Genomic DNA, 21615 nt, shown 5'->3' on the forward strand with positions numbered 1-21615 from the left:
TGAGGGGTGTCGGATAGCGGCGGCAGAAAAAGTCAGGCTTGACTGTTTGTTTCCCGGGCGGGACGCTGTCCCCGTGCCCACCGCACCGACCCGCGTCCCGCAGCAGGAACGCAGCCGCGCCACCCAGGCCCGGCTGCTGGAGGCGACCGTCGAGTGCCTGGTCGAACACGGCTGGTCCGGCACCACGACCACTGTGGTGGCCGCCCGGGCCGGCGTCTCCCGGGGCGCCCAGCTGCACCACTACCCCACCAAGGCCGCCCTGGTCACCGCCGCCGTCGCCCACCTCGCCGAACGCCGGGCGGTGGAGCTGCGCACCGAGGCGGACGCGCTGCCGGCCGGCCCGCGACGGCTGGACCGGGTGATCGACCTGCTCGGCGCCGCCTTCACCGGGCCGCTCTTCGTCGCCGCCCTCGAACTCTGGGTCGCCGCCCGCACCGACGCCGAGCTGCGCGACGCGCTGGTGCCGCTGGAGGCCACGGTGGGCCGGGAGATGCACCGGCTCACCGTCGAACTGCTCGGCGTGGACGAACGCCGCCCCGGCATCCGCGAGGCCGTGCAGGCCACCCTCGACCTGCTCCGCGGGCTGGGCGTGGCCAACCTGCTCAGCGACGACTCACCCCGCCGCACCGCCCTGCTGCGGATGTGGAAGCGCCAACTCGCCACCCTGCTCACCCCCGACGCCCCCTGACCGGCCCACCCGCCCGGAGGCACCATGGTCGACGCGACCGCACTGCTCGCGGATCTCACCGCCGAGTCCGACCAGCTCGACGCGCTCGTCAGCGGGCTGCCACCGGAGGACTGGGCCCGGCCCACCCCGGCCGCCGGCTGGACCGTCGCCCACCAGATCGCCCACCTGGCCTGGACCGACCACGTGGCCGGGCTCGCCGCGACCGACCCCGACGCGTTCTACGCCTCGGTGCTGTCCGCGCCCGACCCGGCCCGGCTGGTCGACGACGGGGCCGATTCCTTCCTCGCCTCGCCGGCCGCGCTGCTGGCCCGCTGGCGGGACGGCCGCACCGCGCTCGCGGCGGCCCTGGCCGCCACCCCGGCCGGCGAGAAGCTGCCCTGGTACGGCACCCGGATGTCGCCCGCCTCGATGGCCACCGCCCGGCTGATGGAGACCTGGGCGCACGGCGAGGACGTCGCCGACGCGCTCGGTGTCACCCGCGCCCCGACCGCCCGGCTGCGGCACGTCGCGCACCTCGGCTTCCGTACCCTCGGGCACGGCTTCGCCGCGCACGGCCGCCCGGTGCCGGCGGACCCGGTCCGGGTCGAACTCACCGCACCGGCGGGCGACGAGGTCTGGGCCTTCGGGCCGGCCGCGGCGACCGACCGGTTGACCGGGCCGGCGCTCGACTTCTGCCTGCTGGTCACGCAGCGCCGGCACCGCGCCGACCTGTCCCTGGTCGCGACCGGGCCGGTCGCCGACGAGTGGCTGGACGTGGCCCAGGCGTTCGCCGGGCCACCCGGCGCCGGCCGGGCGGCGGAGGCCCGCCCATGAGCGGGGTGCTGCGGGTCGGCAACGCGTCCGGCTTCTACGGTGACCGGTTCGCCGCCTGGCGGGAGATGCTCGACGGCGGTGAGCTGGACGTGCTGACCGGCGACTACCTGGCCGAGCTGACCATGCTGATCCTCGGTCGGGACCGGATGCGCGACCCGTCGCTGGGCTACGCGAAGACGTTCCTGCGGCAGGCGGAGGGCGTGCTCGGCACCGCGTCGGAGCGCGGGGTCACGCTGGTCACCAACGCCGGCGGCCTCAACCCGGCCGGGCTGGCCGACGCGATCCGGTCGCTCGCCACGCGACTCGGCCTCGACGTGCGCGTCGGGTACGTCGAGGGCGACGCGCTCCAGCGGCCGGACGCGCTGACCGCGAACGCGTACCTGGGCGCGTTCGGGATCGCGGCCTGCCTCGACGCGGGCGCGAACGTGGTGGTGACCGGGCGAGTCACCGACGCGTCGCTGGCGGTCGGCCCGGCGATCGCCCGGTTCGGCTGGACCCGGGACGACCTCGACGCGCTGGCCGGGGCGACCGTGGCCGGGCACCTGATCGAGTGCGGGGCGCAGGTCACCGGCGGCAACTTCAGCTTCTTCACCGAGCTGCCGGACGGCGGCCGGCGCCCCGGCTTCCCGATCGCCGAGCTGCACCCGGACGGCACGTCGGTGCTCACCAAGCACCCCGGCACCGGCGGCGCGGTCACCGTCGAGACGGTCACCGCGCAACTGCTGTACGAGGTGGCCGGGCCGGACTATCTCGGGCCGGACGTGGTGACCCGGCTGGACACGGTCCGGCTGGGGCAGGCGGGGCCGGACCGGGTACGCGTCTCCGGCGTACGCGGCACGCCCCCGCCGGACACGCTCAAGGTGGGCGTCAACAACCTGGGCGGCTTCCGCAACTCGATGACGTTCGTGCTGTGCGGGCTGGACATCCCGGCCAAGGCGGACCTGGTCCGGGGTCAGGTGACGGACGCGGTGGGCCCGGACGGGCTGGAGTTCACGCTGGCCCGCACCGACCACCCGGACGCGGCCGACACCGAGGCGGCGAGCGCGCTGCTGCACGTACACCTGCGCGACGTCGACAAGGCGCGGGCCGGGCGGGCGTTCTCGGCGGCCGCGGTGGAGCTGGCGCTGGCCTCCTACCCGGGTTGCACGCTGACCACGTTGCCCGGCGACGCCACCCCGTACGGCATCTTCACCTCGGACACCGTGCCCCAGGACGCGGTGGCGCACGTCGCGGTGCTCCCCTCCGGCGAGCGCGTGTCGATCCCCCCGCCGCTCACGACCAAGCGATTGGCGGGGCCCCCGCCTATACCGAATGCGTTAAGCGGGGCCCCCTCCTTGCACCTCACCCGGCGAGGGGCGCTGGGGGAGCTGGTGGGGGCGCGGTCGGGGGACAAGGGTGGGGACGCCAACCTCGGCGTCTGGGCCCGGACGGACGCCACCTGGTCCTGGCTGCGCGGCTGGCTGACCGTGGAGCGGCTGGCCGAGCTGCTGCCGGAGACCGCCCCGCTGACCGTGGAGCGGTACGAGTTGCCGAACCTGCGCGCGGTCAACTTCGTGATCCGCGGGCTGCTGGGGCAGGGGGTGGCCGCGTCCACCCGGTTCGACCCGCAGGCCAAGGCGCTCGGTGAGCTGCTCCGGGCCCGGGTGGTCGACCTGCCGGCGGAGGTGCCGGCATGACCATCGTGGACACCCCGGAGCGTCGCCAACTTCGCGAGCTGACCCGCGCCTTCGTCACCCGGGAGGTGCTGCCGCACCTGGCCGACTGGGAGCGGGCCGGTGTGGTGCCCCGCTCCCTGCACGAGACAGCCGCGCGGGTCGGGCTGCTCGGCATCGGCTTCCCGGAGTCGGTCGGTGGCAGCGGCGGCGACCTGCTCGACTCGATCGTGGTCACCGAGGAGATCATCCGCTCCGGCGGCTCGTCCGGGCTGATCGCCGCGTTGTTCACGCACGGCATCGCGCTCCCGCACATCGTCGCGGCGCAGGACGAGCACCTGATCGACACGTACGTCCGGCCCACGCTGGGTGGCACGATGATCGGCGCGTTGGCGATCACCGAACCGGACGGCGGCTCGGACGTGGCCGCCATCCGCACCTGCGCGGTCCGCGACGGCGACCACTACGTGGTGAACGGCGCGAAGACGTACATCACCAGCGGCGTCCGGGCGGACTTCGTGACCACCGCGGTCTGCACCGACTTTCCCGGCTCCGGTTCGCTCAGCCTGCTGGTGATCGACAAGGGCACGCCCGGGTTCACCGTGGGCCGGCGGCTGGAGAAGCTCGGCTGGCACTGCTCGGACACCGCCGAGCTGTCCTTCGTCGACGTGCGGGTGCCGGTGGCGAACCGGGTCGGCCCGGAGGACACCGCCTTCCTGGCCGTCATGCAGCAGTTCGCCGCCGAGCGGCTGTCGCTGGCCACGAGTGCGTACGCGACCGCGCAGCGCTGCGTGGACCTGGCGGTGCGGTGGTGCCGGGACCGTTCCACGTTCGGTCGTCCGCTCGCCAGTCGGCAGCTCGTCCGGCACCGGCTGGCCGAGATGCACACCCGCGCCGAGGCGGCCCGCGCGTACGTGCACGAGGTGGCCGAGCGGGTGGCTCGACCACTCCAGCTCGGCGCGTCCGGCGCCGCGCCGCGAGCTGGAGCAGTCGGCGGGCAGCCGGTGGTGACCGAGGTGGCGATGGCGAAGAACGTGGCGGTGGCCGCCTGCGACCACGTGGTGGACGCCGCGCTGCAACTGCACGGCGGCTTCGGCTACCTGCGCGACGCGGAGGTGGAGCGGCACTACCGGGACGCCCGCATCCTCGGCATCGGCGGCGGCACCACCGAGATCATGAACGAGATCATCGCGAAGGGCATGGGCCTGTGACCGTTCTCCAGACTGCGATCGACACCTCCGCACCCGCCTTCGTGGCCAACCGGGAGGCGCTGCTGGAGCGCCTCGCCGAGTTGGAGACCGCGCTGGACCAGGCGCGGGCCGGCGGTGGCGAGAAGTACGTGACCCGGCACCACAAGCGCGGCAAGCTGCTCCCCCGGGAACGCGTCGAGCTGCTGATCGACCCGGACAGCCCGTTCCTGGAGCTGTCGCCGGTGGCCGCGTACGGCACGGACTTCCCGGTCGGCGCCAGCACCGTGACCGGGATCGGCGTGGTCGAGGGCGTGGAGTGCCTGATCGTGGCGAACGACCCGACGGTACGCGGCGGCGCGATCAACCCGTGGTCGTTGGCGAAGACGCGTCGGGCGGGTGAGATCGCGTTGGCCAACCGGCTGCCGATGGTGAACCTGGTCGAGTCGGCCGGCGCGGACCTGCCCTCCCAGGCGGAGATCTTCATTCCCGGCGGGCGGGTGTTCCGCGACCTGACCCGGCTCTCCGCGGCGAAGATCCCCACGGTCAGCGTGGTGTTCGGCAACGCGACCGCCGGCGGTGCGTACGTGCCGGGCATGTCGGACTTCAACATCATGATCCGGGACCGGTCGCAGGTCTACCTGGCCGGGCCGCCGCTGGTGAAGATGGCCACCGGCGAGGTCACCGACGACGAGTCGCTGGGCGGCGCGAAGATGCACGCCGCCACGTCCGGCCTGGCCGACTTCCTCGCCGAGGACGAGCGGGACGGCATCCGGCTGGCCCGGCAGTGCGTCCGCCGGCTCAACTGGCGCAAGGCCGGCCCGCCGCCGCGCACCCCGTCCCCGCGACCACCCCGGTACGACCCGGAGGAGTTGCTCGGCATCGCCAGCGCCGACCTGAAGGTGCCGTTCGACCCGCGCGAGGTGCTGGCCCGGGTGCTCGACGACAGCGCGTTCGACGAGTTCAAGCCCGGCTACGGCACGGCGTTGGTGACCGGCTGGGGCGAGCTGCACGGCTGGCCGGTCGGCGTGCTGGCGAACGCCCGGGGCGTGCTGTTCAGCGAGGAGGCGCAGAAGGCGGCCCAGTTCATCCAGCTCGCCAACGCGGCCGACACCCCGCTGGTCTTCCTCCAGAACACCACCGGCTACATGGTCGGCACCGAGTACGAACAGCGCGGCATCATCAAGCACGGCGCGCTGATGATCAACGCGGTGTCGAACTCGACGGTGCCGCACCTGACGGTCAACCTGGGCGCCTCCTACGGCGCCGGCAACTACGGCATGTGCGGCCGGGCGTACGAGCCGAGGTTCCTGTTCACCTGGCCGAACGCGAAGTCGGCGGTGATGGGCCCGGCGCAGTTGGCCGGCGTGCTGTCGATCGTGGCCCGGCAGGCCGCCGCGGCCCGGGGGCGCGACTACGACGAGGACTCCGACACCGCCATGCGGATGATGGTCGAGCAGCAGATCGAGTCGCAGTCCGGCGCGTTGTTCCTCTCCGGCCGGCTCTACGACGACGGGGTGATCGACCCCCGGGACACCCGTACCGTCCTCGGGCTCTGCCTGTCGGCGATCCACAACGGACCGGTGAAGGGCGCCGACGGTTTCGGCGTCTTCCGGATGTAGGGGGCTGACTGATGATCACTCGACTTCTGGTGGCCAACCGGGGGGAGATCGCCCGCCGGGTCTTCGCCACCTGCCGGGCGCTCGGCGTGGCCACGGTCGCCGTGCACTCCGACGCGGACGCCGACGCGCCGTTCGTCGCCGAGGCCGACCTCGCGGTCCGGCTGCCGGGGAACACGCCGGCCGAGACGTACCTGCGGATCGACCTCATCCTGGACGCGGCCCGGCGCTCCGGCGCGGACGCGGTCCACCCCGGCTACGGCTTCCTCGCCGAGAACGCGGAGTTCGCGGCGGCGGTGACCGACGCGGGCCTGACCTGGGTCGGCCCGTCCGCCAAGGCGATCGCCGCGATGGGCGACAAGATGGCGGCCAAGGCGCTGCTCGCCGACGCGGGCGTGCCGATGCTGCCCACCTGGACCGACCCCGACCAGGTCACCGCGTTCCCGGTGCTGGTCAAGGCCAGTGCCGGCGGCGGCGGCCGGGGCATGCGGATCGTCCGCGACGCGGCCGGGCTCGCCGAGGCCGTCGCGGGCGCGCGCCGCGAGGCGGCGGCGGCGTTCGGCGACGGCACGGTCTTCATCGAGCGGTACGTCGAGCGTGGCCGGCACGTCGAGGTGCAGATCTTCGGCGACACCCACGGCACGATCGTGGCGCTCGGGGTACGCGACTGTTCGATCCAACGTCGGCACCAGAAGATCGTCGAGGAGGCGCCCGGGGTGCTGCCCGACGAGGTGCGCGAGCGGCTGCACTCGGCGGCGGTGGCGGCCGGCCGGGCGGTCGACTACGTCGGCGCGGGCACGGTGGAGTTCCTGCTGGCGCCGGACGGGCAGGTGCACTTCCTGGAGGTGAACACCCGGCTCCAGGTCGAGCACCCGGTCACCGAGCTGACCACCGGCCTGGATCTGGTGCGGCTGCAACTGCTGGTCGCCGACGGCGAGCCGCTGCCGGTCCCGGCCACACCCGCCCCGCAGGGCCACGCCATCGAGGTGCGGCTCTGCGCCGAGGAGCCGGCCGAGGGGTTCCGCCCGGCCACCGGCACGCTGCACCGGTTCGCGATCCCCGGCGTCGACGCCGAGTTCGGGCCCACCCGGGGCCTGCGCCTGGACTCCGGCGTGGTGGACGGCTCGACGGTGAGCGTGCACTACGACTCGATGCTGGCCAAGCTGGTCGCCTGGGCACCCACCCGCACCGAGGCGGCCCGCGCCCTGGCCGGCGCGCTGGCCCGGGCCGAGCTGCACGGCGTGGCCACCAACCGGGACCTGTTGGTCCGGGTGCTGCGCAGCGGCGAGTTCGCCGCCGCCGACGTGGACACCGGCTTCCTGGACCGGCACCCCGAGGTCTTCGCGCCGCTGCTGCCGGCCGACCAGCTCCCGTTGGCCGCGTTGGCGGCGGCGCTGTCCGGGGCCGCCGCGCGCCGGGCCGCCGCACCGGTGCTGGCCGGGCTGCCGTCGGGCTGGCGCAACGTGCCGGCTCAGCCGCAGCTGACCCGCTTCAGCGACATCGAGATCCACTACCGCCTCACCCGCACCGGCACCCTCGCCGAGTGGGAAAGGCGGGGGCCCCGCTTAACGGATTCGGTAGAGGCGGGGGCCCCGCCTAACACCCCAACGGTGGAGCTGGTGACGGCCACGCCGGAGCGCGTGGTGCTCGACGTGGGCGGGGTGCGGCGGGCTTTCCGCGTACACCGGGTGGGGTCGTCGGTCTTCGTGGACGGCCCGGACGGGGCGACGAGCCTCACCGAACTGCCGCGGCTGCCCCGGCCCACCGCGGCGCTGGCGGCCGGATCGCTGCTCGCCCCGCTGCCCGGCGCGGTGACCCGGGTGCACGTCGAGGTCGGTCAGCGGGTCGCCGCCGGTGACCTGCTGCTGACGCTGGAAGCGATGAAGCTCGAACACCCCGTGCTCGCCCCGGCCGACGGCGTGGTGGCGGAGCTGCCGGTCGCGCCCGGCGGCCAGGTGGAGACGGGTGCCGTGCTGGCCGTGGTCGACCCCGAGGAGGACCCGCAGTGAACTTCGACCTCACCCCCGAACAGGACCAGCTCCGCGACGCGGTACGCGCGCTGGGCCGCCGGTACGGCCACCCCTACTTCGTGGCCAAGGCCAAGTCGGCAGAACACACCACCGAGCTGTGGCACGAGGCCGGACGGCTCGGCTACCTCGGCGTCAACATCCCCACCGAGTACGGCGGCGGGGGCGGCGGCATCACCGAACTGGCGCTGGTCTGCGAGGAGCTGGCCGCGGCGGGATGCCCGCTGCTGCTGCTCGTGGTCTCCCCCGCCATCGCCGCCACCGTGATCAACAAGCACGGCACGGAGGAGCAGCGCAAGAAGCACCTGCCCGGCCTCGCCGACGGCTCCCAGAAGATCGTCTTCGCGATCACCGAGCCGGACGCCGGGTCGAACTTCCACCGCCTCGGCACGGTGGCCCGCCGCGACGGCGACGACTGGCTGCTCACCGGCCGCAAGGTCTACATCTCCGGGGTCGACGAGGCCGACCACGTGCTGGTGGTGGCCAGGACCGAGGATGCCTCCTCCGGCAAGCTGAAGCCGGCGTTGTTCATCGTGCCGACCGACGCGCCCGGCCTGGAGAAGTCCAAGCTGGACATGGAGATCCTCTCCCCGGAGAACCAGTTCCAGCTCTTCCTGGACGACGTCCGGCTGCCCGCCGACGCGCTCATCGGTGAGTCGCTGGACGCCGGCCTGCCCGCGTTGTTCGCCGGGCTGAACCCGGAACGGATCACGGTCGCCGCGATGGGCGCCGGCACTGGCCGCTACGCCGTCGAGAAGGCGTCCGAGTACACCGCCACCCGCAAGGTCTGGGGCGGGCGCTCGATCGGCTCGCACCAGGGCGTCGCGCACCCGCTCGCGCACGCCGCCGTCCAGGTGGAGCTGGCCCGACTCATGATCTACAAGGCGGCCAGCCTCTACGACGCCGGTCGCGACCTGGAGGCCGGCGTCTCCGGCAACATGGCCAAGTACGCGGCCGGCGAGGCCGCCGCGCTCGCCGTGGACACCGCCGTCCAGGCGCTCGGCGGGGCCGGCATGACCACCGAGTACGGCGTGGCGACGCTGCTCGGCGCCGTACGCGCCGGCCGGATCGCCCCGGTCAGCCGCGAGATGATCCTCAACTTCGTCGCCCAGCACGTCCTGGGCCAGGACAAGTCCTACTGACCGTGGGTGTCGCCAACGCTGTCTCCGGCCTTGTTTGACAGCCGTGGCGTTCCACCCGAGCGGTCGGCGAGACTGGCGGGGTGGGAGCGGGCGACGTGGAGCGGGCGGGTGAACGGCTGTACGCCGTGTTCGCCCAGCACCCGATGCCGGGCGACATGGCGGCGTGCGAGCACTGCGTGGACCCGGCCGACGTCGACCGGTTCCGGCGGACGCCGCTGCGCGCGTTGACCCCGGACCAGCTCGGCAGCTACCTCGCCAATCCGGGCACCTGGGGCGACGGGAGCGAGCTGCCGCACCTGGTGCCCCGGCTGCTGACCGCGTACGCCGCCGGCGAGATGGTCGACCAGTCGTGGCCGGACACGCTGGCCCGCCGGATCGCCGGGTACTGGGCGGACTGGACGCCCGTCGAGCGGGGCGCGGTGGAGGACTTCCTCCGCGCCTGGTGGCGGTCGACGCTGACCTCGTGGCCGTCCGAGCATCCGGCGGAGGACATCCTGGACGCGGTGGCCGCGCTGGAGCTGGACCTCGGCCCGTACCTGGCGGCCTTCGCCGAGCTGCCCGGTCCGGCGTCCAGCCGCCACCTCGCGGAGGTCGTGCGGTGGTCGGCACCCGACGAACGGGCGAGACGCGCGCTGGACCGCTGGCTGGCCTCCGACACCCCGGCCGAACTGTTGTGGACCGGAGCGGTCGCCGACGCGGGAACCCCGCTCGGCGACGAGCTGGTCGAGGCGGCCACCCTGGCCGACCTGCTCCGCCAGGCACGCTGACCCGGGTTCGGGGCAGATCTTGGAAGCAAACGGCCCTCGGAGGGGCCCTCATCTTCCAAGATCTGCGTGCGGAGGGCCGTCAGGCGTCGAACGTGCCGGACCTGACCGCGTGGACGAAGCCGGTCCACCGGTCAGCGGTGAACGTCAACGTCGGACCCTGCCGCCTTGCTGTCGCGAACCATCACAGCCTCGGGCGGAGTGGCGACCTCGACGCAGTTTCCCTCGTTGCTGCGGGTGCTCTTCTTCCCGATGAGCGTGGTCATGTCTGGTCCTCCGCGATCGATGCGATGAGTTTGCGGGACTGCGCTTCGTTCAGCGCGAGCTTTTCGGTGGCCGCCCATGCCTCTCCATACGCGCCCATCTCGGCGGGCTTGTCGAGGTAGAGCGCACCCGTCAGGCTGTCGGAGTACACGAGCGAGGGGCGCCCCCGTACCAAGATTCCTCGCTAGCCGGTTACGTGTGGACGCGGGCGCGTCAGCGGACCGTGCGGCAGGCGGCGTCGATGCGGTGGACCGGGCGGACCCGGCGACCCAGCCCTTCCAGCAGTGAATCCTCCACGTGGAAGTCGCGCACCCGGAGCTGCCGCCGGGGCAGCTCGTCCTCGCTCGGGCAGAGCACCTGTGCGCGTACCTGGCCGACCGGCAGGTAGCGGACGCCGCCACGTTCCTGGAGCAGCACCACGTCGACGTCGTCCACGGTGACCACGTGGCCGCGGACGTCCTCGGTGACGCCGGGCGACGTCTCGACGGTGGTGACGGTCAGCGGCAGCACCGGCGTGCTGATCACCGGCAGCGCGGCCCAGACCAGCATGGCCAGCACCGCCGCCTCGGTGACCGAGGCGAGCGGCCGGATCACCGCCGCCGGCAGCGGACCGGTCACGAACAACGCCAGCACCGGGGGTACGACAAGCAGCGCCAGCGCCAGCGCCTCCCCCTGCCGGGCGGCGTCGAGCAGGGTGGGTCCGAGCAGCCAGAGGTATCCGGCGAACCCGGCGGCGAGCAGCAGCAGGCGCGGCACCCGCTGCTCGTGCAGCCGTTCCGGGCCGAGCTGGAACGCGGCCACGAACGCGGGCAGCAGCAGCGGCAGGTAGAGCAGCGGCCAGGTGACCAGCGCGAGCAGGAAGCTGGCCACCGCGAACCAGGCCGGCGTGCTGTCCACCCAGCGGGCGAAGAGCGGCCGACGGATTCCGGGCGGCATCCGGTCCACGCTGACCCGCAGCACCGCGCCGAGCGCGAACACCGCGACCAGGGCGGTGGAGAGCAGCGCGGCGGCGGTGGTGAGGAAGCCGGCCAGCAGGTTCACCGTGCCGACGTTGGCGACCAGCAGCAGCGTGGTCTGCAACTCGCCGCCCGCCTCGACGCCGAGCCGCAGCACCGAGAAGACGGCCGGCACCCCGACGACCGCGGTCCAGAACGACTGGGTGGCCCGCGCGCGACGCTCGGCCGGGTCGGCCGGCGGGGGCCCGGCCCGGCCCGGCGCGGCGGCACCCGGGCCGGCGGCCCCGGCAGCGACGACCCCGGGACCGGCGGTGCCAGCGCCCGGACCGGCGGTGCCCGCCGGGACGGCGTCCGGCGGGGCGGTCATCGCCGGGGCGCCTTGTCGTCGAAGTCGACGAGCTTCGGCACGTTCAGCGGCTGCGGCTGGGACTTGTCCGCCTTGAGCCACGGCCCGAGCGTGCGGTTGTACGCGGTCAGCCACGGGCTGCTGATCCCGTCCCGCCCTTCCAGGTAGCTCTTCTGGAGCGCGAACGCGACCAGGTCACGCAGCGCCGGGTCGCCGATCGGCACACCGATGCCGAGCAGCTCGCTGGTGCCGAACGGCATGTCGACGATCTCGAACTCGGTGGGGTACTGGGACAGGAAGCCGGCCAGGATCGTCTCGTCGGAGCTGACCACGTCGTACCGCTTCTCCCGGATGCCTCGTACGCAGTCGCCGACGGTCTTCACGACGTATGCCCGGACCTGGTGTTTCTCCAGTTCCGCCTCGGTGGTGGAGCCGCCGCTGGTGCAGACGCGCAGCCCCGGCCGGCGCAGGTCCTCGATGGTGCGGACCCGGTCCCGCAGCCGCGTCGGCACCATCACCTCCTGGGTGGTGACGAAGTACGGCCCGGCGAAGCTGATCAGTTTCTGGCGTTCCTCGGTCATCGAGAAGCTCGACACGATCAGGTCGACGGTGCCGCCCTGGAGCGCGGGAATGCGGTCCTCGGTGGCCAGCGCCACCCACTGGATGCGCTGCTCACCCTGGAAGCCGAGAAACGCGGCGATGTAGCGGGCGATCTCCACGTCGAAGCCGATGTGCGCGCCGTTGCGCAGTTCGCCCATCAGCGGCTCGGTCTCGGACACCCCGATCTTGATCTTCGCCTGGCCGTCGATGTGCGACTCGTGCAGCTTGTCGAGCACCGAGGGCAGCGGGGGTTCACGGCGGTTGTCGCAGCCGGCGGCGGCGGCCAGGGTGAGGGTCAGCGCCACGGCCAGCGTGGTGGCGAGGGAACGGAGCCGGCGGGAAGAGATCTCGGGCATCGGACACCTCGATCGCGGGACACGACGACGGAGAACTCAGCGTAGCGACCACCACACAATGCGCTGTGCCCCGCGGCCCGGGGTACGGCGGACGCCCGATCGCCCGCCGCACCCCGGGGGTCCGTCAGCGGACGGTCAGCGTGCCGACCGCCGGCCGCGGCGTGCTCACCGGCGGCAGCCGCTTCGGCTCACCCCGACCGGGTGCGCCGGCGCGCGCCAGCTCGCTCTTGGACGCGGCCACCCGGCCGGTCGGCGGGTCCTCCTGGAACGGCTGGGCGTCACCGACACAGCGCGCGCCCTTGGCCGGCGGCTTGCCGGTCAGCAGGTACGCGTCGATCTTCCCGGTCACGCACGTCGAGGTGCCGTACGCGGTGTGCCCCCAGCTGTCGCTGCTCAGCAGCCGGCTGTTCGGCAGCAGCGCGGCCGAGCTGACCGCACCCTGGTAGCTGGTCGCCGGGTCCCAGTAGTTGCCGACCACGAGCACCGGGGCGGCGGTGGTGCGGTTGAACGGGCCGGTGTAGGCGTCCTCGTCACGCACCGTCCAGGTGTTGCGGGCGCAGGGCGCGGTGCCCCACGCCCATGCCCGCCCGAAGTACGGGGCCCGCTGGTCCTCCCTGGCCGCCAGCGCCGGCCAGGCGTCCGCGTTCCGCGGGTGGTACGCGTCGGTGCAGTCGACGGTCAGGAACGTCTCCAGCCCGTTGTTGTAGGGGAAGTCGTACCCCCGCTGCTGCCGGGCCTGCGCGGCCCGGGCGGCGAGCGCCCGGCGGGCCTTCGTGGCGGCGGCCCTGCCGGTGGCCGGGTCGGTCGCGGCCAGCAGTTGCAGGGTGATGTCCACGACCGACTGCCAGCCGTACGGGTCGTAGAGCGCGTTGAGCGTGGCGCCGACGAAGTCGGCGTAGCTGACGGTGAACGAGCCGTACTCCGGGTCGTCGATCACGGCCGGCTTCTTGCGAAGCCGTTTCGCCACCGTGTCGTACCTGGCGACCGGGTCACCGCCGGCGGCCAGCGCACACTGCTCCGCGCCGACCTTGCCGCACCGCACCAGGATCTCGTGCAGCGCCCGGTACGCGCCGTCGGCGCTGCGCAGCCGCGTCTCCTGGAGCTGGTTGCGGGCCGGGCCCTGGCCGACCCAGGCGTTCGGGTTGAGCACGCCGTCGACGACGAGCGCGCGGAACCGGTCCGGGAACATGTTGGCGTAGTACTGGCCCAGCGCGGTGCCGTAGCTGAAGCCCAGGTAGCTGAGCTTCTGGTCGCCGACCGCCCGGCGCAGCACGTCCATGTCGCGGGCCACCTCGGCGGTGGACGCCGCGCCGGTCAGCGGCTTGCCGGTGGTCGAGCACGCCGTGCCGACCGCCTTCGAGGCGGCGACGAACGCCTTCTCCTCCGCCTTCGTCCACGGGAACGCGACGTTCAGCCCGGCGTACGCCCGGGTCTGCTCCTTGACGGTGCGGAAGCACCGGATGTTGTCGCTGGCCTCGACGCCGCGCGGGTCGACGCCGACCACGTCGAAGCGGTCGAGCAGGTCGTCGCCGAGGAAGTAGGGCGCGGCGAGCGCGATGCTGGTGCCGGAGCCGCCCGGGCCACCCGGGTTGAGGAACAGGCTGCCGATCTTGTGCTGCTGGTCGCGGGCCTTGACCCGGAGCAGCGCGACCTCGGTGGTGGCGCCCTTCGGGTTGTCGTAGTCCAGCGGGAGCCGGACCGTGGCGCACTCGGCGTAGTCGTAGCAGGCGTACCAGTCCAGCTTCGGGGTCGGTACGCGGTCCACCCGACGGGCCTCGGCCGCGCTGGTGCGGTCGTACGGCGGCGGTTGCGGTGTCGGCGCGGCCACGGCGGGCGAGACGGCCGATCCGGCGAGGAGGATCCCGGCGATCCCGGTTGCGGCGAGGGACCGGATTACACGGGGCATGTGACTGCCTTCCGGTGGGGAACAGATCCGTCGAGGAGCACCTCGACCCCGTCACTTTAGGATTCCCCCACGACCGGATGTGGCCCCCAAAAATGGACCAATGCCGCAAAGCGCCGAGTTATGTAACGATTTTTTCTCGATCGACGCTTTTCGCGATCCGATGTGGAGCCAGGAGTGACGGGAAGCCGTCCCGGGTCGACGGTTGACAGGTCGACGCGCTGGGCCATGCTTGTCGGGTGAGTTCGTTCCCGAGGTCCGATGCGCGGGTGAAGGCCGTCGCCGCGTCCGCGGCGACGGTGGCGGCGCTGGTGACGCTGGCGGTGTGGCGACCGCCCGGCATCCTGTCGGTGGTGTTGGCCCTGGTCTGCGTCGTGCTGGGCATGGTCGCCGGCGTCACGGTCACCGCCGCCCGGCAGTCGCCCGGCGGCGTCGCCGCACCGTCGGCCGAGGGCTGGCCGGCCCCCGACCGGGGGTACGGCGTGGACGCCGACACGCTGGAGGCGATCGACCCGCGCGCGGTGCGGAACCTGCGCACCCCGGGCGGCGCTCCGGTCGACGCGGACACGCTGGAGGCGCTCGACCCCCGGGCGGTCCGCGGGCTGCGCGCGGCCGGCGCGCTCGACGCCGACACGCTGGAGGCGCTCGACCCGAGGTCGGTGCGACAGCAGCGGACGGTGAACGGGCTCAGCGACCGGTGAGCGCGTCGATCGGTGCTCCGCGACCGGTGAGCGCGGCGATCGGGCTCAGCGACCGGTGAGCGTGGGGCGGGCCAGCGCGTTCACGCCCTGCCCGGCCAGGCAGCGGTAGGTGCGGTCGGCTTCGCTCTCGGCCGGCGGCAGCACCTCCAGGTTCCACCCGGCACCCGACTTGACGCCGCTGACCAGCCGGAACGTGCCCGCGTTACAGACCTTGCGGACGGCCGGATCGGCGGCGACCGCGTCGTGGCCGGCCCCGGTCAGACCGGTCGGCAGGTCACCGGCGGCGTAGGTCTCCCAGGTGTGCTGGCCGTCGCACGGCACCCGGCTCGCCTCGGCGCGTTCGCGGCGTAGGCGCACCGGGCCGTAGCACTCCAACTCGGGCGCACAACGCGCACCGGCCGGCAGGCGGACGTCGGCGGACGCGCAGCCGGGCAGCGGCGTCATCCCGGCCGCGCCGCTGGCCACCGGGGTCGGCGACACCACCGGCGGGGTGCCGCCGGCCAGCCAGGCGCCACCGGCGGCCGAGGCGGCCAACGCCAGCACCCCGGCTCCGCCGAGGAACCAGCGCCTCGGCCAGCGCCGGCTCCGCGCCGGCACGGTCGGGTGGTCGTCCCGGGCCGGCTGCCGCGGGCTCGGCCCGCCGCTCCGGTCGTACGGGCCGCCGGTGCGGTCGTACCGGCCGCCGACGATCGGGGGCGCCGGGGTGCCGGGATCGAGCGGGAGCGCGGCGAGCAGGCCGCGCAGTTCCACGGCGGAGGGCCGCTCGCCCGGGTCGTTGGACATGCCCAGGCGCAGCACGTCGATCAGCTCGTCGGGCACCCCGGGCAGGCCGGGGATCGGGTGCTGGAACATCTCCAGCACGGTGACCAGGCTCGGGTTGCGCTCGGACTGCCAGCGCGGCGGCCGGCCGTGCATCACCGCGTAGAGCGTGGCGCAGAGCGCGTAGACGTCGACGGCCGGGCTGGGCGGGCTGTGGTTGAACATCTCCGGCGGCGCGTACGCCGGGGTGAGCACCTCCAGCGTCACCGAGGCGTCGCGCACCTCGGCCAGCACCGCCAGACCGAAGTCGGCGAGCACCGCCGAGTTGAACTCGGAGTGCAGGATGTTGGCCGGCTTGACGTCGCGGTGCAGCACGCCGGCCGCGTGCGAGTGGGCCAGCGCGTCGGCGATCTTCACGCCGAGGTCTCGGGTCTCCGACGCGTCCAGCGGCGAGGTGCGCATCCGTTCCGCGTACGAGCCGTCGCACAGCTCCATGATGAGGTAGGGGTGCTGGTCGACGGTGACCCCGACGTCGAAGAGGTCGACCACGTGCGGGTGCGACGACATCCGCCCGGCGGCGCGGGCCTCGCGCAGGAAGCGGGCCTGGTCGCGCTCGCTGTTCAGCGTCCGGTTCTCGACCTTGACGGCCACCTCGCGCCCCACCGAGATCTGGGTGGCCCGGTAGACGGTGGCGTACCCACCACGGGCAAACACTGACAGGTCGGTCAGACCGGGCACGATGGGCAGCCGCATGGCGCCGGGCGGGGTCTCGGTCACGGCTCGAAAATACCCAACGGTCCCGGTCGGTCAGCGCGCCGCGTCGGGGGCGGGCGCCGGCGCGGAGTCGTCCGACCGGGTCGGGACCGCCGCAGCGGCGGCTCCCCGACGGGCGTCCCACCACAGGCCGGCGGCGGTCGCGAGCGCGCCCAGCCCCTCCCACGCGGCCACCCCGAAGAACCGGTCCGGCGCGACGTCGGAGAGCACCGCGATGGTGAACACGGTGAACGTGACCAGCCGGAACCAGACCGTGAAGCGGTAGAACGGCCGCCACTCGGTGGCCACCGCGAGCAGGTAGTAGACCCCCATGTTGAACGAGGCCATCGAGGACGCGGTGAGGAACGTGCCGGTGTAGTCACCGGGGGCACGCTCGGCCGGCACCTCGAAGCCGAGCAGGCGCAGCTGCGTCTCCGGCCAGAGCAGACCCAACGCGCCGAGCAGCAGCGCCAGGAGCCCGAAGACCGCGATCGTCCAGCCGGCGCCGGAGCGCGGCAGCCTCATCGTCCCTCCCCACGGACTCCTCCGACGGCACTCGCCGGCCGCCCCACGCTAACCGGCCGCACCGACGAGCACATCCCCGGAACCGGCAGAACAGGGGTGCTCAGCCGGCGAGGCGCGACCGCAGCGCGCCCGCGGCGGCCCGCTCGCTGAGCTGCTCGGTGGCGTACGCCAGGCGGACCGCCTCCTCGGCGCTGGCCAGCGCCTCCGCCGGGCGGCCGGCGGCGTCCAGCGCCTCGGCCAGCGCCAGTCCGGCCACCACCTGGCTGCGGACGTCCTCGGCGGGGGCGGCGACCGCCCGCTGCGCCCAGTCCAACGCCTGCTCCCGCTGGCCGTGGGCGAGCAGCGCGGCAGAATACCGGGCCATCGTCTGCCGCCGGGAGATGAGCAGCGAGGGGGCGTTCGCCGCCACGCTGGCCACCGGGGCGAGCAGTCCCACCGCGGTTCCCGGGTCACCGGCCGCGACCCGGGCCATCGCGAGCAGCACCCGCGGCGCGACCTGGGCCGGCGCCTGCGGGTTGTGCGGCTCCACACTGGTCAGCACCGACCGCGCGTCCCGCTCGGCGGTCTCGCAGTCGCCCATGTCCAGCGCGACGAAGCCGCGCAGCGTGCCGGCCATGCCGGTGAGCAGCGGATGGGTGGTGCGGGCGGCGTACTCCAACGCGTCGGAGAACAGGTCGGCGGCGTGCTCCGGCTCGCCCAGCCCGCGCGCCACCACCCCGCGCACCACGAGCGCGAACCCCTGCCCCCAGTCGTCGCCCACCTCGGCGAAGTCCCGGTACGCGCGCCGCGCCGCGCGGTCCGCCTCGGCGAGGTCGCCCAGCTCGGCGGTGGCGTACGCCTCGACCGCCCGCAGCGTGCCCACCGCCCACGCCTCGCCGACCCGCTCCCCGAACGGCAGGAACACCTGTGCCAGCCGGCACGCCTCGCGCAGCCGGCCGGCGAGCAGCCGGGCGAACGCGGTGGTGCCGCGCAACCAGGCCCGCCCGTACGGGTCCTTCAGCTCGGCGAACAGTCGGGCGGCCCGGCCGAGCACCGCGTCGGTGCCGGCGAAGTCGCCCCGGGTGGTGGTCACCCAGGCCAGGTTCTGCAACGACCAGGCCTGCCCGCGCGGATCCTTCGCGGCGAGGCTGACCTGGTAGGAGGCGGCCAGCCGGCTGCTCGCCTGCCCCAGCCGGCCGGCGATGAAGTCGGCCATGCCGAGCCGGCGCATCGCCGAGGCCCGCAGCGTCGGCAGGTCGGCGGCGGTGGCCACCTGCAACGCCTCGGAGTAGCTGCGTTCGGCGCGCTCGGCGTCACCAAGCGTCTGCTGGGCCTGCCCGGCCAGCAGCAGCGCCGCGGCCCGGGTGGCGGCCTCGCCGGCGTTCGCGGCGATCTTCTCGGCCGAGGCGAGCGCGTCGGTCGGGCGGCCGATCTGCAACAACGCGCGGGCGTGCACCACCCGGTCGGCCGGGGGCACCGCGCCACGGGCCAGCTCGGCCGCGCGTTCGGCGTACTCGACGGCAAGCGCCGGCTCCCCGACGCGCAGCGACCGGCGGGCGGCCCGGCCCAGCGCGGCCACGCCCAGGCCGGCGACCGCGCGGGCCGGCGCGTCCGGGCGGAGCTTGACCGCGTCGGCGAGCGCGGTGGCCCGCTCGACGTGCTCGGCGACGAAGTCGTCGCGGGCCGCCTCGGTGAACCCGCCCGCCGGGGTGCCCGCCTCGGTCACGCTCTCCGGGGCGGCCCAGCGGGCCAGCGCGGCGTGCCGCTCGGCCAGTTCCGCCTTGCTCACCCCGGTGTACGCGGCCTCCCGCATCAGCGGGGTGGCGAACGCGAACCCGGTCCGGGTGCGGTGCAGCATGCGACGTTGCAGCAGCTCCTCGACGGCGCGGTCCAGCTCGACCGCGGCCACCGCGGCGGGCCGCCCGTCCCGTCCGACCCGCTGCTCGCGCAGCGCCTCCAGCGCGCCGGCGGCCACCGTGTCGCCGACCACCGCGGCGTCGCGCAGCACCGAGCGGGCGTCCGGCGGCAGCGCGTCGATGCGCGCCGCGAGCACGGCGGCCAGGTCCCGGGAGAGCAGCCGGCTGCCCAGCGAGCCGGGGGCCAGCCGCCAGGACACGTCCGCGCCCCGCCCCGCGCCGGCGGTCAGCGCGCCGCGTTCCATCAGCAGCGTGACCAGTTCGGCCAGGTAGAACGGGTTGCCCTGGGCGGTGGCGAGCAGCCGGTCCGCGTCGGCCTGGGGCAGCCGCCCCCCGGCCAGGTAGCTGGTCAGCAGCCGGGCCGCGTCCGCACCGCGCAACGGCGGCAACGCGTGCACCTCGGCGTCCGCGAGCCGGGTGAGCGCGCCGGCGGTACGCACCAGCTCGGGACGGCCGAGCAGCAGCACCAGCACCGGCCCGGTGAGCCGGTTGAGCGTTAACGCGAGCGCCTTGACCGTCTCGGCGGTGGCGTCGTGCAGGTCGTCCACCACGATCACCAGCGGGGCCTCGCCGGCCAGCGCGCTGAGCAGGTCCGCGACCGCGTTCGGCACCACCTCGGCGTCCGCCGGTCCGGTGGCGGCGTTCCACTCGACGCTCTCCGTCGCGGGTGGCAGCTCGGCGTACCCGAGCAGGGCCAGAAGCTGGTCCACGGCGATCGGCGGCGGGTCGCCGGGAAGCCGGGCGAGGCGCTGGCCGAGCCGGCGCAGGCGTTCCTCGACGGCCGGTCGGGTCACCGCGGTCGCCGCGTCGTTGGGCAGGCCGACCGCGGCGCGGACCAGGTCGGCCAGCGGCGCCAGCCGGCGTCGTTCGCCGAACGCGGCGCAGCGGACCGACAGCACCCGGGCGCCGGTGTGCGCCGCGTACCGGCCGGCGCCGACGTCGTAGCCGGCGGCGAGGCGCTCCACCTCGGCGGCGAACCGGGACTTGCCGATGCCCGCCTCGGCGGTCATCAGCAGCACCCGGGGCTCACCCCGGTCGATCACCTCGGCGAGCCGGCCGGCCATCCGGCCGATCTCGGTCTCCCGGCCCACGTAGGGCGCCTCGTCACCGAGGCCGGACCGGGTGCCCGGCGCGTCCAGCAGGCCCAGCAGCTCGTACGCCTCCACGGGTTCGCGCTTGCCCTTGAGCCGCAGCGGGCGCAGCGCCCGCCAGGAGGCGACGTGCCGGGTGGCGGTGGAGGTCCGCGCGCCGGCGTAGATCGCGCCGACCGCGGCGGCGTCGGCGAGGCGCGCGGCGGTGTTCACCGTGTCGCCGATGACGGTGTACTCGATGGCGGCCTGGATGCCGGCGATGACGTCCCCGGTGTTGAGCCCGACCCGCAGGCCGAGCGGCGCGCCGCCGCCCCGCTCGTCGTCGAGCACCCGGCGGACGGCCCGCTGCATGGACAGCGCCGCGCGGACCGCCCGCTCGGCGTCGTCCTCGTGCGCGACCGGCGCACCGAAGACCGCCATGATCCCGTCGCCGGTGAGCTTGTCGACGTGCCCGCCGAACGTCTTGACCGCGCCGGCCAGCGCGGCGAGCACCCGGTCGGTGACCGCGCCGACCCGCTCCGGGTCCAGGTCCTCCGACCAGGAGGTGAATTCGGAGAGGTCACCGAAGAGCACGGTGACCACCCGGCGCTCGGCGGCCGGCAGCGTGGCGGCGGCCGGCAGCGCCGCCCCGCAGTTGTGGCAGAACCGCGCGCCGGGCACGGCGACGGTCCCGCACACCGGGCAGGTCACGGCTGCTCCACCCCGAGGTGTTCGAGCTGGGCGCGGACCGACCACTCGGCGGCCCACCACAGCGACCGGTCGACGTCGGCGTAGACCACGGCGACCACCTCCGGCGCGGTGCGGGCGCCCGCGGCCACCGCGGCGCGTACCTGGTCGAGCCGGGCCCGCCGGTGGGCCAGGTAGAACTCGGCCGCCGCGCCGCAGTCGGCGAGCGCCGGGCCGTGGCCCGGCAGCGCCGGGATCCCCCGGTACGCCGAGAGCAGTTCCAGGCTGGCGAGGTAGTCCCCGAGGTGCCCGTCCGGGTGGGCGACCACGGTGGTGCCCCGGCCGAGGATGGTGTCGCCGGTCAGCACCACCCGCTCACCGGCGTGCTCGACCAGCAGGCAGACCGAGTCGGCGGTGTGCCCGGGGGTGGGCAGCAGTCGGAGGCCGAGGCCGGCGTCGGGCGTGGTCGCGGTGGTCAGCGGCGCACCCCCGGCGGTGTGCGCCGGGTCGGCGGCCAGCACCGGCACGCCGCCGAGCAGCTCACGCAGTCGGGGCGCGCCCTCGGTGTGGTCCGGGTGCCCGTGCGTGATCAGCACCCAGCCGACCGGCCCGTGCGCCGCGATCGCGGCCAGGTGCCCCTCGTCGGCCGGGCCCGGGTCGACCACCACTGCCGGCGCGTCCGGCCCGGCCCGCAGCACCCAGGTGTTCGTCCCGTCGAGCGTCATCGGCCCCGGGTTGGGCGCCCGCAGCAGCGAAACCCATCCCGGCAACTCTTCCGCGAGAGCCCCTGCGGCCCCCGTCACACGCCCACCCATGGCAGCGATCGTACGACCCCGACCGCCCTCCTCCGCGATCTTGCACTTCCGGCCCGGAGTTTGTCCTCGTTCGAGGCTTCCGCCGGGGCGGAA

General features: G+C 74.4%; 17 protein-coding genes and 1 pseudogene. 9 read left to right on the plus strand and 9 right to left on the minus strand.

Annotation, left to right across the window (positions count from 1 at the left end; all coding sequences use genetic code 11):
• Positions 1-73 precede the first annotated feature (73 nt).
• From C8054_RS21840 to C8054_RS21875, 8 genes are all read left to right on the plus strand, one after another.
• Positions 74-688, plus strand: coding sequence for a TetR/AcrR family transcriptional regulator (locus C8054_RS21840; protein WP_107159578.1), 615 nt, complete (start codon positions 74-76; stop codon positions 686-688).
• 24 nt (positions 689-712) lie between these two features.
• Positions 713-1501: a TIGR03084 family metal-binding protein gene (locus tag C8054_RS21845; RefSeq protein ID WP_107159580.1), complete on the plus strand. Its 789-nt coding sequence runs from the start codon at positions 713-715 to the stop codon at positions 1499-1501.
• A complete protein-coding gene (locus C8054_RS21850; RefSeq protein WP_107159583.1) occupies positions 1498-3177 on the plus strand; it encodes an acyclic terpene utilization AtuA family protein in 1680 nt (559 codons plus the stop codon). Before C8054_RS21845 ends, C8054_RS21850 begins: the two co-directional genes overlap by 4 nt.
• Positions 3174-4364 carry an acyl-CoA dehydrogenase family protein gene (locus tag C8054_RS21855; RefSeq protein ID WP_107159585.1) on the plus strand — a complete coding sequence of 397 codons (1191 nt, stop codon included), beginning with the start codon at positions 3174-3176 and terminating at the stop codon, positions 4362-4364. Before C8054_RS21850 ends, C8054_RS21855 begins: the two co-directional genes overlap by 4 nt.
• Complete coding sequence (locus C8054_RS21860) at positions 4361-5962, plus strand: acyl-CoA carboxylase subunit beta (protein WP_107159588.1); 1602 nt, start codon at positions 4361-4363, stop codon at positions 5960-5962. The genes C8054_RS21855 and C8054_RS21860 overlap by 4 nt, the downstream gene beginning before the upstream one ends.
• An 11-nt stretch (positions 5963-5973) precedes the next feature.
• A complete protein-coding gene (locus tag C8054_RS21865; protein ID WP_107159590.1) occupies positions 5974-7968 on the plus strand; it encodes a biotin carboxylase N-terminal domain-containing protein in 1995 nt (664 codons plus the stop codon).
• A complete protein-coding gene (locus C8054_RS21870; RefSeq protein ID WP_107159592.1) occupies positions 7965-9128 on the plus strand; it encodes an acyl-CoA dehydrogenase family protein in 1164 nt (387 codons plus the stop codon). The genes C8054_RS21865 and C8054_RS21870 overlap by 4 nt, the downstream gene beginning before the upstream one ends.
• Positions 9129-9208: 80 nt before the next feature.
• A complete protein-coding gene (locus tag C8054_RS21875) occupies positions 9209-9895 on the plus strand; it encodes a hypothetical protein (protein WP_146179952.1) in 687 nt (228 codons plus the stop codon).
• 79 nt (positions 9896-9974) lie between these two features.
• On the opposite strand, the pseudogene C8054_RS21880 reads toward C8054_RS21875, so the two are convergent.
• The 5 genes and pseudogenes from C8054_RS21880 to C8054_RS21895 form a co-directional block, all read right to left on the minus strand.
• Positions 9975-10158, minus strand: a pseudogene (locus C8054_RS21880) (DUF397 domain-containing protein).
• The gene (locus C8054_RS32090; protein WP_255563041.1) at positions 10155-10331 is read right to left on the minus strand and encodes a Scr1 family TA system antitoxin-like transcriptional regulator; all 177 of its coding nucleotides are present in this window, start codon (positions 10329-10331) and stop codon (positions 10155-10157) included. The pseudogene C8054_RS21880 and the gene C8054_RS32090 overlap by 4 nt, the downstream one beginning before the upstream one ends.
• Positions 10332-10369: 38 nt before the next feature.
• Positions 10370-11479 carry a hypothetical protein gene (locus C8054_RS21885; protein ID WP_107159596.1) on the minus strand — a complete coding sequence of 370 codons (1110 nt, stop codon included), beginning with the start codon at positions 11477-11479 and terminating at the stop codon, positions 10370-10372.
• Positions 11476-12414, minus strand: a complete 939-nt coding sequence (locus tag C8054_RS21890) for a transporter substrate-binding domain-containing protein (RefSeq protein WP_107159598.1) — start codon at positions 12412-12414, stop codon at positions 11476-11478. Before C8054_RS21890 ends, C8054_RS21885 begins: the two co-directional genes overlap by 4 nt.
• 124 nt (positions 12415-12538) lie before the next feature.
• The gene (locus C8054_RS21895; RefSeq protein WP_107159600.1) at positions 12539-14320 is read right to left on the minus strand and encodes an alpha/beta hydrolase; all 1782 of its coding nucleotides are present in this window, start codon (positions 14318-14320) and stop codon (positions 12539-12541) included.
• Positions 14321-14556: 236 nt separating this feature from the next.
• On the opposite strand from C8054_RS21895, the gene C8054_RS21900 reads away from it, so the two are divergent.
• Positions 14557-15018 carry a hypothetical protein gene (locus C8054_RS21900; RefSeq protein ID WP_107159602.1) on the plus strand — a complete coding sequence of 154 codons (462 nt, stop codon included), beginning with the start codon at positions 14557-14559 and terminating at the stop codon, positions 15016-15018.
• A 45-nt stretch (positions 15019-15063) separates the two neighbouring features.
• Here C8054_RS21900 and C8054_RS21905 read toward each other — a convergent pair whose 3' ends face one another.
• The 4 genes from C8054_RS21905 to C8054_RS21920 form a co-directional block, all read right to left on the minus strand.
• On the minus strand, positions 15064-16554 hold the full coding sequence (locus tag C8054_RS21905) for a serine/threonine-protein kinase (protein ID WP_107159604.1): 1491 nt from the start codon (positions 16552-16554) through the stop codon (positions 15064-15066).
• Positions 16555-16584: 30 nt separating this feature from the next.
• Positions 16585-17055: a hypothetical protein gene (locus C8054_RS21910; protein WP_107159606.1), complete on the minus strand. Its 471-nt coding sequence runs from the start codon at positions 17053-17055 to the stop codon at positions 16585-16587.
• Positions 17056-17155: 100 nt separating this feature from the next.
• Positions 17156-20731: an adenylate/guanylate cyclase domain-containing protein gene (locus tag C8054_RS21915; protein ID WP_107159608.1), complete on the minus strand. Its 3576-nt coding sequence runs from the start codon at positions 20729-20731 to the stop codon at positions 17156-17158.
• A complete protein-coding gene (locus tag C8054_RS21920; RefSeq protein WP_107159610.1) occupies positions 20728-21522 on the minus strand; it encodes an MBL fold metallo-hydrolase in 795 nt (264 codons plus the stop codon). The genes C8054_RS21915 and C8054_RS21920 overlap by 4 nt, the downstream gene beginning before the upstream one ends.
• Positions 21523-21615: the final 93 nt, after the last annotated feature.

The organism is Micromonospora sp. RP3T (genome assembly GCF_003027925.1).
Taxonomy (GTDB): domain Bacteria; phylum Actinomycetota; class Actinomycetes; order Mycobacteriales; family Micromonosporaceae; genus Micromonospora.

Coding starts and splice junctions, on each gene's coding strand:
- C8054_RS21920 (WP_107159610.1), bottom strand. CDS start 21,522: ATGGGTGGGCGTGTGACGGGGGCCGCAGGGGCTCTCGCGGAAGAGTTG.
- C8054_RS21885 (WP_107159596.1), bottom strand. CDS start 11,479: ATGACCGCCCCGCCGGACGCCGTCCCGGCGGGCACCGCCGGTCCGGGC.
- C8054_RS21895 (WP_107159600.1), bottom strand. CDS start 14,320: ATGCCCCGTGTAATCCGGTCCCTCGCCGCAACCGGGATCGCCGGGATC.
- C8054_RS21845 (WP_107159580.1), top strand. CDS start 713: ATGGTCGACGCGACCGCACTGCTCGCGGATCTCACCGCCGAGTCCGAC.
- C8054_RS21910 (WP_107159606.1), bottom strand. CDS start 17,055: ATGAGGCTGCCGCGCTCCGGCGCCGGCTGGACGATCGCGGTCTTCGGG.
- C8054_RS21850 (WP_107159583.1), top strand. CDS start 1,498: ATGAGCGGGGTGCTGCGGGTCGGCAACGCGTCCGGCTTCTACGGTGAC.
- C8054_RS21890 (WP_107159598.1), bottom strand. CDS start 12,414: ATGCCCGAGATCTCTTCCCGCCGGCTCCGTTCCCTCGCCACCACGCTG.
- C8054_RS21855 (WP_107159585.1), top strand. CDS start 3,174: ATGACCATCGTGGACACCCCGGAGCGTCGCCAACTTCGCGAGCTGACC.
- C8054_RS21865 (WP_107159590.1), top strand. CDS start 5,974: ATGATCACTCGACTTCTGGTGGCCAACCGGGGGGAGATCGCCCGCCGG.